The sequence below is a fragment of the Estrella lausannensis genome (assembly GCF_900000175.1).
Classification (GTDB): Bacteria; Chlamydiota; Chlamydiia; order Chlamydiales; family Criblamydiaceae; genus Estrella; species Estrella lausannensis.
Genome location: NZ_CWGJ01000011.1, coordinates 232507 through 249494, shown reverse-complemented (window position 1 = coordinate 249494; position 16988 = coordinate 232507). Strand labels below are relative to the sequence as shown.

The window sequence follows — 16988 nt, the reverse complement described above, 5'->3', positions numbered from 1 at the left end:
TCGTCAGATGAGTATTTTTCATCATAAAATGCGCAGACGCCAGCAACCTAACTAGACAGTTAGCGCTGCACATAGAATATATTGCCCGTTTAATATTAAGATTTGATAAACCTTTTACAATAAAAGAGAAAAGACAAAACCCTCCGTCCAGATTTTTAGGCAGAAAACTGAATTCATATGCTTTACGTAGAAAGGCTATCCCTCTTAAATACCTGTGAGAGAGAGCAGATCCGACTTGATGCCACTCGCTCAAAGGCCGTACCCATAATTTGGACACCGCAAGTATCCTTAATTTTATAATTTACGGACAGATCCATAAATTGCGTATTGACCAAAGATCCTTAAGGATGTAATATTTTTGACTATCTGCCCAGGTGGTGAAATTGGTAGACACGCCAGATTTAGGTTCTGGTGCCGTAAGGTGTGTAGGTTCGAGTCCTATCCTGGGTAAATCTCTTCATGAAAAACAAATCCCCCTTTTCTTTGCTGGAATAAAGAGCGTTCTCTTTGCCAAAAGCCAAATTTTGAGACACTTTCGGTATAAAGTGAAGCGCATGCAAACTCTTTGGAGATTATGCCCCCGCAAAAAGTAATGGAACCTAAAGCCTCCTTTGGAATTGTACTAAGCCAAGACAAAAAGCAGCTGCTCTTGGTCAAAAGAAAAGACGTTCCAATTTGGGTGTTGCCGGGGGGTGGAGTTGACCCAGATGAAACTCCGGGCAACGCCGCCGTGCGAGAAGTGCTTGAAGAAACTGGTGCCGTATGCTCTGTTGTACGAGCGATCGCAATCTATTCCCCTCGCGGAGCCTTCACCGAGACAACCTATCTCTACGAGCTTGAAGAGGTAAATCCCTCCAAGCGCAACCTGATTCTGACGGAGGAATCGGTTGATGTGGGTTTCTTTCCCCTTGATAAGCTGCCATCTCCTTTTTTTTCCATCCATCTGCAGTGGCTGAATGACGCCATGACCTCAAGTGACGGAGTGATCGAAAAACCGATAGAAGGGATAACTTTGACTAGCATCCTGTGCTTTGGTGTGAAACACCCTATCCTTTTGCTCAGGTTCTTTTTCTCGCGGCTTAAGCGCTACTTAGAGAATGTCTCAAGGCCAGGATAAGCCTTTTGTCTCTTAGGCGGAAAACAGGATGCAGCGTATAGGGGTGTTTTGAGTAAAAAGGGTCTTCAAAAGGGATAATGTATTGATTCGCCCCTATACCTGCACGGATTTCTATGACTTGGACGGCTCCTTAAGTTCGAAAGAGTTCCCGACGGGTTTGGCCTTCTCTTCCTGCTTGGTTGATGCCGCCGCTTTGGCCTTCTCTTCGGCCTCTTGCTTCTTCATCTCAGCAGCTTCTTGCTCCCACTTCTTAAGCTTAATTTCTTCAATCTTGCAGGAATAACCTTCTCTATGGAACATGTGCTTAAACTTTTTCCACTCTTCCATGAACTCATACAAAGTCTTCAGTTCGGGAACCTGCTTCATGCAGACAGCCAGGAAGAGAAGTTTATGTGCCGAAACGACCTTCTCAGCAGTGTCTTGCTCATCGGGCTTTATCTTCTGCTGCAAAAAGTACTTCATAATCAGATCGGAGACATCATCTGACATCTTTTCTTTCTGCATGATCCAGCGAATGAACTGGTTTTTATCCTGAACTGTGTCGAATTTGATCATCTTCAGTTCGGAAATAGCTTTGTGCATCGTCTCTACATACTGGTCAATCAGGTCGTATACCATGTCATCATGGTAAATTCCGCAAGGCATCTGGCAATGTCCATGCAGCCCCCCGGCGGTAGCGATAAGAAATGCTGCGGTCGCGATTATTAGCTTTTTCATGTTTCACTTTGTCTGATTGTTTGTCTTAAGATGGTCTTGGAAGGTTTGTGGTCATTCTTATAAAACCGCCCAAAAAAAATTTGCAAGACAAAATTTCAAAACTCTCATAATGAAGATTGTTGCGTCCATTTAATGATTTTTCAACTCTAAAAAACACATATGGAATGATTTAGAGAAATATTCGCTGGGAAAACCGCTGCCGTTTGCATTTTTTTTTGAGCAATTGTGGTATATCAGTGTGGAACCAAAAGCTGTCTCGCAGGTTGAACGGCAATATCCATTGTAAGATGAACGATATGGGAAACATTCTTGAAAGGCTCTTTTTTAGCACATGGTGGGTGTTCGCCATCTTTGTTATCTCCTTAAGCCTGTTTGAAAGAGGCCTGTCGCAAATTCACGGAGACGAGTTGCAGCTCAACCACCAGATCAACGTCCTTCAGGCTGAAATCGCCGATGCACAGCTTATCGGAAAGAGAAAACGCGACAAACTCTCCTCCATCGAAGACCCGGCCTGGATAGAGTTATTGCTAATCAAACACCTAGGACTCATCCCTGAGGGATATCATAAATATGTTATTGAAAGCGGTTCTTAGGAGGAAATAACGACAACTATGGAATCGCCCCTACTCCCGTTGACCATTTTTATCCTTCTCTTCCTGTCGGCCTTTTTTTCGTCGTCGGAGGTCGCCCTTTTTTCGCTCTCTCCGCAGCGAGTCAATTCCTTCAAGACATCGCACAATGCGCGTGAAAAGCTCATCGGATCGCTGCTGCACAGATCGAAAGATCTGCTGGTGACTGTCTTTATCATGAACACGCTAGTCAATATCTTGCTCCAAAACGCCTCTTCAGCCTACTTTGAGGGACTGGGAGGGTGGGCGTTCAAAGTAGGATTGCCGCTCTTTCTCACGCTGGTGTTCGGTGAAATAATCCCCAAAACATACGGCATTGAAAACAGCATTTCTCTCTCTTATAAAGTCGCCCCGTTAATCGCCCTCATCCAAAAGGCCTTGACCCCCTTGAGGAAGATTGTTGTAGCCATTACCTACCCGGTGTCGAAAATCCTATTTTTCTACCTGCGAAAAGCCAGCCCCATCAGTAAAGACGAATTGACTCATGCCCTTAAAGCTTCCAAACTGCATGGCGTTCTGACAGACGAGGAGGCCGCCCTTTCGCTGGGATACCTCAACTTGCAGACAAGGAACGTAAGGGAAGTGATGCGGCCCAAGGAGGATATTCTTTTCTATGATCTAGAAGAGCCCCTGACAAAGCTTGAATACCTGTTTATGGAAAAAGAATGCTCCAGAATACCCGTTTGTAAATCGGGACTCGACCAGGTAGTGGGTGTCATGACGATCAAATCCTACTTTCTGAACAGACCCAAAATCACAGCGCCCGAGCATCTGCTCCGCTTCGTCGAGCCCTCCTTTTACGTCCCGGAAACGATCACAGCGCGCGTTTTGTTAAAAAAAATGCAGAAATACTCCAAAACTTTTGCATTGGTAGTGGATGAGTATGGAGCGGTAAGCGGTGTCATCACCGATGAAGACTTAGCTGAAGTCGTTGTGGGAGAAATTTCCGATGCCCGGGATGAAAAGCAGCAGTATATCCGGCAGAGCCGCACCGAGATTATCGCCACCGGCCGATTCGAAATCGATGAGCTCGAAGACGTGTTCGGTTTTGGGCTGAACAATCCAAGCGGCATGGTCACAGTGGCCGGATGGCTGACGGAGCGCGTCGGTGAAATTCCAAAAACAGGGCAAAAATTCGAAAATGAAGATTACCTGTTCCAAATACTTGCGTCAGACCCGACAAGAGTTAAGAAGATTTATATCAGGAAAAAGTGATCGAATATGAGCGGTGAAGCGCTATTTTGGCTTGTTTGCAACTTCCTCACGATTGTCATCTCCGCATTTTTTTCTATGCAGGAGATGGCATTTGTCTCCTTCAATAAGATCAGACTGCACTACTACGTCAGCAAAAAAAAGCGTTTCGCTCTCTGGCTGCACGCTCTTTTACAAAACCCCACATCCCTTTTCTGCACAACCCTGATCGGGGTCAATGTCGCCATGTTTGTTGGGTCTGAGTGTTCAAGGGAATTTTATATCGCGATGGGCCTAGATCCCAATATGGCTCCCTTTACCCAGGTTTTCTTGGTTGTCATCTTCGGCGAGCTCGCACCGATGTTCGCCGCAAGACACTACCCTGAAGATGTGGCAAAGCTCGGCATCGGTCTTGTCTATTTCAGTTCCAAGCTGATGGCTCCCTTGATCTTTTTGCTCAGCTTAATTGCCAGAAGCGCCAACATGCTCATGGGATCCAAACAGGTGGAAAGCTCTCTTTTTCTAAGCCAGGATGAGCTGCAGAAGATTTTAGAAGAGCAAGACGAGGAGATACCGCATGAGCGCGAAAGTGAAGACACTGCCTCGGCCGTCAATGTATTTTGCTTAAAGAAGAGAACGGTCATGGAAGTGATGTTCCCGTTAGAGAAGGTCCCTTCGCTTCCATCGAATGCCACCTGCGCCCAAATGATGAATCTCTTAAAGAAGACCCCTTTTGACTTTATCGCGCTCTACCACTTCTCCAAAGACAATGTAATAGGAATCGTCAAACCAAAGGACGTACTGGGCCTGACTGAGACAAAAAGAATCCGCGACTATGTCGACTCCCCTTGGTTTATTACCGAAAAAACTCTTCTCACCGACGTTTTGAAACAGTTCAAAAGAACCAAAGAGGACCTGGCGGCAGTATTAAACACATCCGGCAAAGCTGTCGGGATCATCACTTTGGATGCTATTTTAAAAGAGATATTCGGCGGCGGGGAAGGAAAAAAGCCTCACTCGCTAGGCACTTTTCATCAATTGAAAGATAAAACAATTCCTGCCGACATGACGACCGGTGAATTTTTCAGCAAGTTCCACATTCGATTGTCCGATAACGAAAAAGACACCTTGGGCGATCTGATCGCCGAGAACCTCTCTCACCCCCCTGAAAAGGGAGACAGTGTCTCTCTTGCAGGCGCGGATCTGACGGTAAAAGAGACTTCGATGATGGGGATCAAAACCGTATCCGTCTCCACCAAACCTGAGTAGCGGCTCACGGAACTGATCTCGGCAGCAAGCCTGTAATTAGAGACTGCCCACACACATCTCACGATTTTAATTTAAAGGCAGTCTCTAAGGCGTCAGCTATTTCTGGCCTGATCAAGCATCTCGTATATCGAACCGTTTTGATACCTGTTCATTTTCAATGCGACCTGATGCGGAGCGTTGATCAGGACTGCTCTCAGAACCTTGCCGGGCTGCCTTAGGCCAAACCAGCTTGCATACCAAGTGATGTTGCCAATGATTTTTTGGCCTTCAGTCATCTCGTCCTCGTTCCAGTAATAGTTACCCGCCATCTCCTTTTCCATAGCCAGCCTTTCGGTCTCTATCTCACCTGAGAGAGTTTCAATTCTGAAGGGCACATTGCAAATAGCCTTGTTGAAAGTGCGGTTTCCATGACGCGCAAGCACCCCCTCGCCACTCAAGCCCTTGTCTTCATCCATCAAAACTTTAACAATCGTTCTGGTGACATTGTGCGCGTGTTTAAAGACCTCTTCTCCCGTTCCTCCGTGATAATCGGCCCCGAGCAAGATATCTCCACCCCATTGAACATGATCCTCGTGGCTCTTGTCATAAAAGCGAAGGTGCTTTACATCGACTGCTACATCGATCGCTTTTTGATTGATTGTGCGCACCGCCTCTTTCATCCTCTTATTGACAGTGGGATTGACTTTGGGAGCGTTGAAAGAGGTTAGAACCACTCTCTTAACCTTTCTCCAGGGGCTGCCTTCTTCTGACGCGGCGATTTTTTCCAGAACGGATACAAGGCCTCTCTGACAGTCGCAAGCCCCCAAGCTGTGGCCCGTCACACGTAAAGTCACGCTATTGCACGAAGTTCCCTCCAGGTACTCTTCGACCATTGCCTGGATTTCCGCTTCCCTCGCATCGTATGTCACCCTGCCGACACCCTGGTGGTGGAAATCGCGCACCCAGGTCATGCCGCTGTCGACATTCGCACCCGCCATGCTCCCCCTGAAAGCTAAAAACACATCTTCGCTGCTTGAATCAGGATTTTTTGGCCAGATGGACTGATGCTCATTCAGCGGAGCGATTACATGCGCAATGACAGCATCCTTTTTACTCGGGAGCGATTTGGCAACCTTGTAAAGCTTGGGCACCGAAACGTCAGCCGCACCGAGATTTTCAATCATAGGCATCGGCAGGATCAGCCCCGGCTTTAGCTCTTGGTAAGCCAGCGACTTTCCGATCCACTCACCCATAGCCAACTCCGGATAGGTCAGATCGAGATCCTTCCACGATTCCATCAGGATAAGAGCGTCGATGTCTTTGCCAAACAGGAAAGTCTCGTAATCCGTAATCTCTGTTTCTCTTATTTTGGCCTTGACATCCCGAGGATCTTTCGCGTTATCCAAGACTGTTTGCGGTACAAAATCCTTTTTGATGTGGAACAACACATCCAGCCCCTCGTACCCCAACTGACTGAAAGAAACCGTACGGAAGGCTGAATGCAAGAAATTGATTTCGTCGGTTGAAAGCTGATCGAACGTCTTTTTGCCTCTGATTTGCAGGTAGAGCCTATCATTGATCTGATACAGCAAATCACCTGCGCGGTAGGAGGTCAAAGCTCCGGGTTTATCGAGCCTGACATGTTCGAACAACATCTTCAGATCGTTTTCAGTGACCCTCGACGCGACAGCGATCATCGCCTGCTTGATGTCTTGGAGGCTAACCGCTTTTTTATTAAACAAGCTGTATCTCTTAAAAACACCGTCGGCAAGATGAGTGCCAAAGGTCTCTTTCAGAAAATGAAAAAAGTAATGAACAGCCTTCAGGGCGGAGAGATCGTCTTCAGCTTTCACGATAGCACCCTCTCGGAACGTCACCGGATCGGTGTTCCGGATGTGCTTTGTCTCGTTGTCTCCAGACGCTACCCACTCCCTGATATAGCGAATGATGTAATTCACCATATTGCAATGCCCTTCCTCTAGGCCAAGATCTCTTCTCGCTTGCGTTTTATCGATTATAGAGGTGAAGAGATCCGAGGTTGTCTCAATGTTGTCTGCCTCTGCGGCCTCTTCTTGAGGAAATTCAGGTAGGGTCTCCTCCTCTCTTCCCTCATCACAATAGACTTCCAGCTCCTCTCGGACTGTCTGATTAAGGATCTTTTTTTGCTCAAGGGTTGTCTCTGCAATTCCCTTGAGTTGTTCTAAAATTTGATCCTGATCTTCATTTTGGAAGCTGTCGACGAAGTCTAGCGACGACTGGTCCAATTCGATGACCTCGGAGGTGCCAGCTACACCTGCCAACTCCGACAGCCTGGCTAACATCAACGCAGCGTCATCCTCATCAAGGGTGAGTGTCTGTGCAGCCGGATCTTTCTCATGTACGGGCTGATCAATCGAAGGAAGCTCTTCTGCCTTTGAAAAGGAGGGTTTGACCGTGTTGAAAGCTGCCATATCAAGGGCTCTTCTCACCGCAACTCTTTCTACGAAATCGGAAGAGTCTAAGGAACGGGCTCGACGTCTGGTTTTTTCTACCATTCTCTTGACTGCAGGAGAAGCCTTCTTCTCTGCGTCTTGGCCGGGTGCCTCAGCGGTATTGACCAATTCCGGCCCGAGTGCTTTTTTCTCTTTGACTTCAGTCTCTTTTCCACCGATTTTTTTTGCAGGAACCCTCTTCTTTGTGGTATCTATCGCTAGCAAGATCTTAGGTTGATCTGAATTGGCCGAAAGCCCAGGCAAAGCCCCGTTCGTCTCTTTAGTGGAATCTATTACAACGTAGAAATGGTTCACCAATGAGCGAAAAACGGCCGTAGTGGCAAGAAACAGGGAAGCGACCGTCGCAAGCAAAGTGAGTGCAATCGTTACAATTTTTTGTTCTAAAGTGAGTTCGCTAAATTGCTCAATCGCATGATACTTTTCGCTGAACGGATTGAAAATACTGATTGCATTCATATATTACTTTCTACTTTGAGTTTAATTATATTTAGCTGTAAACACTACTACGGTTATCGATATATTTCAAACAAAATAAACTCTTTTGAAACCATGTAAGTACCGGAACAAAATGTTTGAATTCATTGTCGTGACGATATGTTTAATGATTAACGCCATTTTAGCGTTGTCGGAAACAGCTTTTATCGCAGTCAGTAAGCCGACTCTCAAATCATTAGTTCGGCAAGGCAATGAAAAAGCCAAGCTGATGCTGCAGCTACGGGAAAATCCGGAACGAACTCTGTCTACTATTCAAATCGGCATCACTTTTGTCGGGGCCTTTGCCGCGGCGGTCGGAGGAGCTGGAGCCGAGGAGAGTATTTCACCCTTGCTGATTCACCACTTCGGGATTGGAGAGGCGATGGCTGAGATTTTGGCGATTATACTGATCGTCATTCCTCTGACCTACGCAAGCGTTGTGTTAGGAGAGCTGGTGCCCAAAACCCTTGCCCTAAGAAGATCTGTCTCCATAGCCTTTTTAACAGCTCCCTGGTTGAATCTTACAAGCCGTCTTATCCATCCCGTTGTGACTGTTTTTGAATGGTCCACTAAAAAGGTAGTAGGCCTATTTCCCAAAGAATACTTGGATTCTGAGGACACGGAGTTAAATATTGGCCAGTTAGAAGGCGACTTATCACCATTAAATAAACAATATATTCTGAATATGGTGAAAATTGAGCGAACGACGGTCAAGGAAATATTTGTAAAATGGAAAGATGTTGTCTTTATTGATGTAAAAAACTCTTTAGAAGAAGTCGAAAAAACAGTCATTGCGTCAGGACACACAAGACTCCCAATCGTTAAAGAAGGAAAAGTTATAGGAATTTTAAATTCGAAAGAATTTCTGGCCTTTCAAAAAACAGGCCACACCGATTGGATCTCTTTATGCAGGCAGGCAATCCACGTGCAGGAAACTACCCTTATTTTAACAGCGCTACGCCATCTGCAAGAAAAAAAAGCCCATATGGCTATTGTCTATAATGCCTCTTCCGAATCAGGAATAATCACCATGGAGGCTATATTCGAGGAAATTGTAGGAGATATATACGACGAAGATGACGATGGAGCCATTCAAAAGATACTAGGGCGCGTCCACAAATTCTAAGTCGCTCTTATGAGAAGTCTCTAGTAAGTATCCGTCTTTCAAGGACGTTTTACAGAAGAGACGATGATCTCCGCCGCCGCTTCTATCTCTTCCCGGGTGGTGAATCGTGAAAGAGAAAAGCGTAGCGATGAGGCGGCAAGGCGTGGGTCGATACCCATGTTAAGCAAGATGCGCGACGGCTCTAAAGCGCCTGAAGCGCAAGCGGACCCGTGGCTTGCAGCAACACCCCGTAAGCTGAGAGTAGAGAGAAGCGTCTCCCCCTCAATCCCTGGAAATGCAATATTCGAGGTATTAGCAACCCGCTCCCCTTGCCCATTGATCGAGAGATTTGGCAGTTGCTGAAGAAGCAGCACTTCAAAGAGGTCGCGAAGCTCCCGCATCCGCATCTCGGCCCCCTCCAAAATCGGCTCCAACATTTGGACCGCTTTCGCAAGAGCTACGATTGCCGGGGTGTTCTCTGTCCCCCCCCGTTTGCCAAACTCCTGTTCCCCTCCCGTCATTTGCGAGGCAAACCGAAGCCCTTTCCTGACGAAGGAAAACCCTATCCCCTTAGGGGCATGTAACTTATGACCACTAAAACTCATGGCAGTAACACCTGCGGGAATTGAAAAACGCTCTTTACCAAGCAGCGCCGCCCCATCGACAAAGAAGGGAATCCCCCTCTTTTTGGCCAATTCGGCAATTGCTTCAATATCTGTTTTGACACCGGTTTCATTATTGATAGCCATTAAGGCGATCAATTTTGTGTCCTTTGTCAGGGCCGATTCCACCTGCTCTTTCGTTGCCGCACCAAAAAGTCCGGGATGGATATAAGTGACTTGTGTCCCTTTTTTTTCAAGATGGGACAGCGTGTTGATCACACAGGCGTGCTCAACGCTCGAAGAAACGATATGGCAGCCTGGGTGGACTTCGGCAATTCCCCGCAAAATCATATTTACTGATTCGGTAGCGCCTGAGGTGAAATAGATCTCTGTCGGTTTAACGCCAAGATAGGAAGCAATTGTGTAGCGCGCCTCAGACAAAAGCTTTTTTTGAGACTGACCGGCATAGTGCATGCTGGAGGGGTTGCCAAGCGACTTCTCGATCGCATCAAAGTAAGCTTGCTTAACCGCGGGATCGATCTCTGTCGACGCGTTGTTATCTAGATAAATTCCTTTTTGTGCTGTCATCGTCTAAAACCTTAAGAAGAACGACAGTTATATTATCATAACCGCCTTTTCTTTTGGCCTCAGAAACTAGAGCCTGCGCACAATCATCGATTGTTGGGCTCTCTCTAATGATCGCTTCTATCTCCTGAATGGATACCAGATCGGAAAGACCGTCGGAGCACATGATGAAAATATCATCCGCCTGTACTTCGCGAGAACCGACAGCCGGCACGATACTCGATTCGGTGCCAATGGCTCGGGTGAGGATGTTCTTATAGAGGAATTCCTTAGCTTCCGGCTCGCTCAGATAGCCCAACTCCACCAGTTCACTCATGAGCGAATGATCTTTGGTGAGCTGCTGCAGCCCTTCCTTGCCGAAGTGATATATTCTGCTATCGCCTACATGGGCGTAAATCACCGCCTCCGGGTGGAAATGGACGCAACAAAAAGTCGTTCCCATTCCTCCGAGCTGCTGATCGGATCTGCCCATCTCGTAAATGGTTTTATTGACCTCTTCGATGCTCTCTTTGATCGCGTCTTTCATTTCTTTAAGACTGAGCTTTCGTGATGAGGAGGTCAGGACTTTGCGGATGATTTCAAGGAAGTTGAATACCGCTTCCTGCGAAGCGATCTCCCCTGCTTGGTGACCTCCCATTCCGTCGGCAAGAACATAGAACTTCTCTTCTGGGAGCTCAGCCCAGATATCTTCATTATTCTCACGGACTAAGCCGACATCGGAAAGTCCAGAAGCTGAAATTTTGTATGACATCAACTGGAGGACCATGCGTCTCTGTATGAAAAGAGATTTATAATCATTTTTTCATCTTATCAGCCTGTCTATTTAGAGGCTAGCTGAAAGAGGATATATCGCAGTGAATTCAAAATTTGGTTTAAGAAGCAATACTGGCCCTGAGCTGCCAAAGTCGAATTTTTCGTTCAGGGATTTATCGGTCTGTCAAGTACTGGAGCCGATCATCAGGGAGCTGACGCCATTGAAGAAGGCGTGAAGGCCGTAGGAAGCGGAAAGCGACCCCCATTTTTCGTAGACAAATCCGAGATAGAGAGAAAAGAAGAAGAGGGAAGGCAGTATCACGAAGTTGCCTGCACTTTGGCTTCCGGAAAAGTGAAACAGAGCAAACACAAGCGATGTGATAGCTATCGCAGGAAATCGGGGAAGAAAGCGCCTTAAAAAATTCTGAAGGTACCCGCGGAACAATATCTCTTCGCAGACCGGTACGATCAAAGTGATGGTAAACATCATCAGAAAAAAAAGAGGCGGGTGGCTCTTGGCTCCCTTCAACTCCAAAACACTGGTTTGTTCCTCCGGTTCGAGGTGGAAAAGCTCCATCAGGAGATAGTTCAAACCAATGGTGATCAATAGCATCTGCGGATACGCGATGAACCACGATAGCGCTCCCTTTACCATCACTGCAGGTGAGAAGAATGACTGCTTGGGAAACAGATTTCTTCTTGCGAAGAGAAATAGGGCTAACGTAACTCCATAAACCATCAGGAGACCGTTCAATAGACGGATTGCATACCCATCCAAGGGAATGTGAAGCAAATGTGCGGTTTTTTGAATGATCGCACCTCCTGACAAAGAGGCTGCCAGCGTGACTGAGAAAAAGAGTATGAATGCGATCAGAAACTGAAAAACAGACACAAAAGGAGTCGATCGAACGGATTTTTCAGGGTAGCTGTAATAGCCTATCCTTTTTGCGAAAACAGCTGTAAAAAAAACTAGGGCGAGCAGTATCAGGAACGACTCGACAGATAGATTCTCTTGCGCTTCATTCATAGCTAATGAACCCTTTAATGCTCTTGCTTTATTGTGATGCGATCACTAAATTAATGCAACAACCCCCCATCTACGATGGGGACAAAGATGGAGGAGCGCTTACCTTGGAAAACATCCTGACAACAGTGGCTTTAGCCTTCGTCATAGTATCTATAGCACTTGCCCTCATTGGAATAGGATATCTCGTCACAGGAAAAAACAAAATCAGACTGGGTTCCTGCGGACGAAATCCACATCAGGACAAAGACGGAAGCTGCGGTACAAAGAGGAGCTGCTCTCTCTGCGACAAGGATGAAAAGGAGCAAAAATGACCTACACTAAATCTGCCCCTGAAACTATTCAGGAAATGTTTGGGAAAATCGCAGCACGCTACGATCTTTGCAACAAAGCCCTTTCATTCAATTTGCACAGATTGTGGAACCGCACTCTCGTCAGGGAAATTTTAAATGGCACTCCCCCCTCCAAGATACTTGATCTTTGCGCCGGAACAGGAGATATCGCCATCGAATTTGCCCACCAGAGCAAGGGAGCGGATGTCACCTTGCTTGATTTTTGCGCCCCTATGCTGGATGTCGCCAAGGAGAAGGCGCAATCGGAAGCTTTCAAGGAAGCAGTCTTTTCCTATGTTGAGGGGGACGCGACTCTTCTGCCTTTCAACGAAGGATCCTTTTCCAATGTGTCGGTGGCCTATGGTATCCGCAACATCCAAAACCCACTGAAATGTGTTCAAGAGGCCCACCGTGTACTTGTCCCCGGGGGAACCTTGGGCATCCTGGAGCTGACCAGGCCCAAAAACCCTTTGGTTGGCTTTTTTCACTCCCTCTACCTGAAAACCTTTGTCCCGATGATTGGATCGCTCGTCACTCAAGATAAAGAGGCTTACCAATACTTAAACAAAAGCATCAAGCAATTTCAAACTGCCTCCGCGCTAGAGCGGATGCTCATTGAAACCGGGTTTGTCAATGTGCGCACCATCCCTGCCAGCTTAGGGATCGCTAGCATTATCGTAGGTACTAAAAGCCCGTCTTGAGACTGATCATTTGCACCTTGCCAAAAGTGCCTCAAAATTTGATCTTTTGACTTTGAGAATGGCTCAATCCCGAAAGCATTCTCGCCGGCAAAAACCAAATTTTGAGGCACTTTCTGTTTACAGCCGATTACAGAAAACAAATCATGCGATTTCAACTAAGGGGCAATTTATTTCTCTCTAGCTTGCCAAGAGACGTTTTCGGAAGGGAGGGAAGTATTAACTTCTCCTCGATACGCTCATAGGGAAACACGGAAAGATTATACTCTTTCAGGAGGTTATCAATGTCTTCTTCTGGCAACTCCTGAGACAAAACGAGCACAAGCTTACTCCCTCTTCTGGAATCACTTTTAGGCACCACATAGCAGTCTCCATGCACCCCTTTGGAGAGCTTCAACTGGTCAATCAGCCGCTGCAGCGCTGAAATATCAACGTTTTCTCCCACAATCTTCACGATATCATCTGCCCGACCAAGGATTTTGAGTCCATCCCGATCAATGACTCCCCGATCTTTTGTGATGAAGCTCCCCGCAACTTTCGGATCGACAAAACGTACGGAATCCCCTTCAACCATTCCATAAAGGGAAAAAAGCGACTTTCCAGAAAGTGTCAGTAGATTATCCTCGTCGACAGCAATGCTGAGATGGGGCAGAATTTGCAGGCGAGGATACCCCTCTTGCTCAAGGGAGCTTAAGGAAGCTGTTGCGACCTGCGAGGCAGCTTCAGTCATACCGTAACTCGGCAAAATGCGCCACCCGAGCGCGCGAGCTCTCCGATAAAGAGACTCTTCAAGTGCCCCTCCGCCAATCACCACCGCCCTTAGATAGCGAGGCGAGGTAAACCCCATGACGACAAGATCATAGAGTTGGGTGGGTACTAGCGAAGTCAGGGTGGCTTTAGTCTCGCACAACGTCTGATAATATTGAGCCGGAGACCAGCGTTCTTCACTTGGTCTGAACTGAACCACTTTCGAGTTGGTGAGCAGAGCTCGTATCTCAATCCCAAGGCCTCCCACATGAAAGAGAGGCAAAGGATTGAGCCATATATCGTTGGCAGATGCCTGCAGGTGTTGGTTCACGGCCGCCGCAGACAGAGAGAGTGCCTCTCTGGAAAGGGCCACCCACTTACTCGTGCCTTCTTTGGCAAAACTTCCCGACGAGGCGATCCAAAGATGAGGTGTTGCAAAGGGGTGTTTCCACAAAAGTTCCTGAATACAAGAGATGCGTTCTCGAGGAAGGGCCGGGTTGATGAGAACCGGCGCTTTATCTTCCTGGAAAAGATGCTGCATCGCTAGCTCCAGGAAAGTTTTGGGAGCAAGTCATCGAATCCCCATCCAGTGCCTGCCGGTGCTTGGAAGTGCGGTGAAAGGGGGCCGAGCCTCTCTGAAAAAGCATCCGTCTCATATTGGTGATGGGATTTAAGCCCTGCGGTCTCAAGCGGAATGCTCTTTTGCATTACCCCTGCGACATAAGCTGCCTGAACTTGCCCCAAGGGGTGGCCAAGGTAGCTGGTTACCACAACTTTTTGCTCCGGATGCATCTCTTGCAAAAACATCTCTTCATTTTGCTTGGCCGGCTTCATGACTAAGATAGGAATCGATTTGTCACTAAAGGCCTCTTCGAGGCGCATGTCTTTGGCAAAAGGAATACGCGAGCGCTCCATGGCTTTTATCCACATCTCGCGGTCAAAGCGGGTCGGATCCTCCAGAAAATCGATCTTCTCTTCAAGAGGTTTTAAGCGATTGAGGGCATCGGGAAGGGAGCCAGCATCTAAACGTTCATTGAAATCGATACGGATTTTAAACGGATGGTGTTTAAGTGCCCCGACCAACTCATCCAGAAAGTCAAGGGCGCTTCCGGCCTTGATTTTAAGGGTGTCAAATCCTGAATTTGCGATAGTTTCCAGAAGTTTGTGGTCCTTGTGTTCGTCTCCCGACAAAAGGAAGTGGCTCTTCGGTACGGTAAGGCCCTCGAGTGCGTTGACGCCTTGCCTTCTGAATTCTGCGTCTTTTGCGGCAAGCTGAAGAGCACGGAAGCCGAGTGCTGTCGGACGTCCGCTCTTGAGCAGTTCAATCTCCTGATCAAGCGAGAGATCGCCGAACTCCTCCCAAGGGTGCAGATCACTATAGCCGCTAGAACCGTCCGGAAAGGAGAATCGCAAGAGCGCTCCCTCTCTTTTATGATTCAGCAGTCTGCTTGAGCGGATGTTCTTTAAGCGTAGGGAATAGGGGTGTGCCAAGATCTTAAACATAAAAATACACCAATAAGCCGATGGATAAATACACTCCAAAAAGGAGGTGAATCAGCGCTGCACGGGCAAGATAGCCGTTGTACTCTGTAGAGGGCGCTGTGCGATATATCGCTCTGATGAGCGTGATAGAAAAAGGCAGAAGCGTCAGGGGTAGATAAAAGGCGATGTTATAGCCGAAAGAGGGCCAAAAAAAACCCAGGGCAAAGGGTAAAAATAAATAAAGGGCAATGAGCGCTCTTGATGCCTTCATTCCCAGGCGAGTAGCGAGGGTTTTTTTATCGGCTATTTTGTCCTGCTCGATATCCCGTAAATTATTGATGGCGATCATCACTGTAGCTAAAAGTCCTACCTGCAGCCCGGCAAGAAGCGCCTCCGGAGAAAACTCTCCCAGTTCTACATAGGCTATGGAGACAACGCTGACTGGTCCAAAAAAAATCAGCACGAAAAGTTCGCCAAGGCCGTGGTAGGCCAAAGGAAAGGGGCCGCCCGTGTAGACATAAGCTGCCAGAGCAGAAAGGCAAGATATCAGGAAAATGGGCCACCCTCCTTTCAGATATAGAGGGATCGCCGTCAGAAAAGACAAAACGATAAAGAGGGTTCCCAAAAGCATTACGGTCCCAGGAGAAAAAAGTCCGGACTGGGTCACTCGGCAAGGTCCCAGGCGGTCTTTGGTATCCGCCCCTTTTTTGAAGTCTAAAGCGTCGTTGAACAAGTTAACCGCTATCTGCAGCGACAAGAAGGTGCTTAGCGCTGAAATGAGGATCGGCACGCTGAACTGACTTGAAGCGGCATATACGTAAGCGATAGCCACTAAAACCGGTGCAATCGAAGCCGTCAGCGTCTTCGGACGGATCGCCATGAAAAAGTAGGCGCCTCTCTTAGCAAGAGAGGCGGGTTGGCCGTATGACATCGTGCTCTCCTTCAGGGAAGCCTTTTAAATTTGGAAAAATTGGGTTTTCTCTTTTCCAGGAAAGCATTTTTCCCTTCTTTGGCCTCTTCCGTCATGTAATAGAGCAACGTGGCGTTTCCTGCCAAATCCAGAAGTCCCATCTGCCCATCGCAGTCGGCGTTCAAGCTTGCTTTGAGGCATCTTAGGGCGAGCGGCGAGTGCTTAAGAATTTCTCGGCACCACTCCAAAGTCTCCTCCTCCAACTGCTCGACGGGAACCACTTTATTGACGAGCCCCATCTCCAAAGCTTCCTGAGCGTTATATTGACGGCACAGATACCAAATTTCACGCGCCTTCTTCTGGCCGACGATACGGGCAAGGTAGCTAGATCCGAGTCCTCCGTCAAAAGAGCCCACCTTAGGACCTACCTGTCCGAAAATAGCGTTCTCTGCGGCGATGGATAAATCGCACACCACGTGCAGCACATGACCGCCGCCGATCGCATAACCGGCAACTTGGGCAATGACGGGTTTCGGGATGGAGCGGATCTGCTTTTGCAAGTCGAGCACATTCAGACGCGGTATGCCATCTGATCCAACGTATCCTTTATCCCCGCGAATCTTCTGATCGCCGCCCGAGCAAAACGCTTCAGTGCCCTCGCCAGTCAAGATGATAACCCCGATAGATGCGGACTCCCTGGCATGGTTGAATGCGTCTTGCATCTCGATGACTGTCTCCGGGCGGAAGGCATTGCGCACATGGGGACGGTTAATGGTGATTTTGGCGATTCCGTCTCCGGTTTCTTCGTACTTAATATCCTGATATACTTTAATCGGATGCCAAATTTCTGTTTTTGTTTCCACTGTCATGAGAGCCTCGCAA

16 protein-coding genes and 1 tRNA gene are annotated in these 16988 nt (G+C 47.6%); 8 read left to right on the top strand and 9 right to left on the bottom strand.

All coding sequences use genetic code 11. The features are described from left to right. Nucleotides 1-368: 368 nt before the first annotated feature. Together ELAC_RS04080 and ELAC_RS04075 are read left to right on the top strand one after the other, a co-directional pair. Nucleotides 369-450, top strand: a tRNA-Leu gene (locus ELAC_RS04080). A gap of 124 nt (nucleotides 451-574) precedes the next feature. Then, the gene (locus ELAC_RS04075) at nucleotides 575-1117 is read left to right on the top strand and encodes an NUDIX hydrolase (RefSeq protein WP_098038002.1); all 543 of its coding nucleotides are present in this window, start codon (nucleotides 575-577) and stop codon (nucleotides 1115-1117) included. A gap of 111 nt (nucleotides 1118-1228) precedes the next feature. On the opposite strand, the gene ELAC_RS04070 is transcribed toward ELAC_RS04075, so the two are convergent. Beyond that, on the bottom strand, nucleotides 1229-1834 hold the full coding sequence (locus tag ELAC_RS04070; protein WP_098038001.1) for a superoxide dismutase [Ni]: 606 nt from the start codon (nucleotides 1832-1834) through the stop codon (nucleotides 1229-1231). A gap of 296 nt (nucleotides 1835-2130) precedes the next feature. Between ELAC_RS04070 and ELAC_RS04065 the strand changes: the two genes are divergently transcribed. From ELAC_RS04065 to ELAC_RS04055, 3 genes are read left to right on the top strand one after another with little or no spacing between them, the layout of a single operon-like run. Further along, the gene (locus ELAC_RS04065) at nucleotides 2131-2427 is read left to right on the top strand and encodes a hypothetical protein (RefSeq protein WP_098038000.1); all 297 of its coding nucleotides are present in this window, start codon (nucleotides 2131-2133) and stop codon (nucleotides 2425-2427) included. Between the two features lie 18 nt (nucleotides 2428-2445). After that, nucleotides 2446-3678 carry a hemolysin family protein gene (locus ELAC_RS04060; protein ID WP_098037999.1) on the top strand — a complete coding sequence of 411 codons (1233 nt, stop codon included), beginning with the start codon at nucleotides 2446-2448 and terminating at the stop codon, nucleotides 3676-3678. 6 nt (nucleotides 3679-3684) lie between these two features. Further along, nucleotides 3685-4923, top strand: coding sequence for a hemolysin family protein (locus tag ELAC_RS04055; protein ID WP_098037998.1), 1239 nt, complete (start codon nucleotides 3685-3687; stop codon nucleotides 4921-4923). Nucleotides 4924-5015: 92 nt separating this feature from the next. Here ELAC_RS04055 and ELAC_RS04050 read toward each other — a convergent pair whose 3' ends face one another. After that, on the bottom strand, nucleotides 5016-7850 hold the full coding sequence (locus ELAC_RS04050; RefSeq protein WP_098037997.1) for an alpha/beta hydrolase family protein: 2835 nt from the start codon (nucleotides 7848-7850) through the stop codon (nucleotides 5016-5018). A gap of 112 nt (nucleotides 7851-7962) precedes the next feature. Here ELAC_RS04050 and ELAC_RS04045 point away from each other — a divergent pair, with 112 nt between their 5' ends. Then, nucleotides 7963-8994 carry a hemolysin family protein gene (locus ELAC_RS04045; RefSeq protein WP_098037996.1) on the top strand — a complete coding sequence of 344 codons (1032 nt, stop codon included), beginning with the start codon at nucleotides 7963-7965 and terminating at the stop codon, nucleotides 8992-8994. A 38-nt stretch (nucleotides 8995-9032) separates the two neighbouring features. Here the strand turns inward: ELAC_RS04045 and ELAC_RS04040 are convergent, their stop codons facing one another. The 3 genes from ELAC_RS04040 to ELAC_RS04030 form a co-directional block, all read right to left on the bottom strand. Further along, nucleotides 9033-10163, bottom strand: a complete 1131-nt coding sequence (locus ELAC_RS04040) for a cysteine desulfurase family protein (RefSeq protein ID WP_098037995.1) — start codon at nucleotides 10161-10163, stop codon at nucleotides 9033-9035. Next, nucleotides 10132-10926, bottom strand: a complete 795-nt coding sequence (locus ELAC_RS04035) for a Stp1/IreP family PP2C-type Ser/Thr phosphatase (RefSeq protein WP_098037994.1) — start codon at nucleotides 10924-10926, stop codon at nucleotides 10132-10134. The genes ELAC_RS04040 and ELAC_RS04035 overlap by 32 nt, the downstream gene beginning before the upstream one ends. Before the next feature lie 171 nt (nucleotides 10927-11097). Continuing rightward, entirely contained in the window at nucleotides 11098-11940 is an 843-nt protein-coding gene (locus tag ELAC_RS04030; protein WP_098037993.1) for a type II CAAX endopeptidase family protein, read from the bottom strand. 53 nt (nucleotides 11941-11993) lie between these two features. Here ELAC_RS04030 and ELAC_RS04025 point away from each other — a divergent pair, with 53 nt between their 5' ends. Then, nucleotides 11994-12251, top strand: a complete 258-nt coding sequence (locus ELAC_RS04025; protein ID WP_143406433.1) for a hypothetical protein — start codon at nucleotides 11994-11996, stop codon at nucleotides 12249-12251. After that, nucleotides 12248-12970 carry a bifunctional demethylmenaquinone methyltransferase/2-methoxy-6-polyprenyl-1,4-benzoquinol methylase UbiE gene (gene ubiE / locus ELAC_RS04020; protein WP_098037991.1) on the top strand — a complete coding sequence of 241 codons (723 nt, stop codon included), beginning with the start codon at nucleotides 12248-12250 and terminating at the stop codon, nucleotides 12968-12970. The genes ELAC_RS04025 and ubiE overlap by 4 nt, the downstream gene beginning before the upstream one ends. A gap of 151 nt (nucleotides 12971-13121) precedes the next feature. Here ubiE and ELAC_RS04015 read toward each other — a convergent pair whose 3' ends face one another. From ELAC_RS04015 to menB, 4 genes are read right to left on the bottom strand one after another with little or no spacing between them, the layout of a single operon-like run. Next, nucleotides 13122-14255: an AMP-binding protein gene (locus ELAC_RS04015; protein ID WP_098037990.1), complete on the bottom strand. Its 1134-nt coding sequence runs from the start codon at nucleotides 14253-14255 to the stop codon at nucleotides 13122-13124. 2 nt (nucleotides 14256-14257) lie between these two features. Next, nucleotides 14258-15217, bottom strand: coding sequence for an enolase C-terminal domain-like protein (locus ELAC_RS04010; RefSeq protein WP_098037989.1), 960 nt, complete (start codon nucleotides 15215-15217; stop codon nucleotides 14258-14260). Further along, complete coding sequence (gene menA, locus ELAC_RS04005) at nucleotides 15210-16127, bottom strand: 1,4-dihydroxy-2-naphthoate octaprenyltransferase (protein WP_098037988.1); 918 nt, start codon at nucleotides 16125-16127, stop codon at nucleotides 15210-15212. The genes ELAC_RS04010 and menA overlap by 8 nt, the downstream gene beginning before the upstream one ends. A gap of 11 nt (nucleotides 16128-16138) precedes the next feature. Then, nucleotides 16139-16975, bottom strand: a complete 837-nt coding sequence (gene menB, locus ELAC_RS04000) for a 1,4-dihydroxy-2-naphthoyl-CoA synthase (protein WP_098037987.1) — start codon at nucleotides 16973-16975, stop codon at nucleotides 16139-16141. Nucleotides 16976-16988 lie beyond the last annotated feature (13 nt).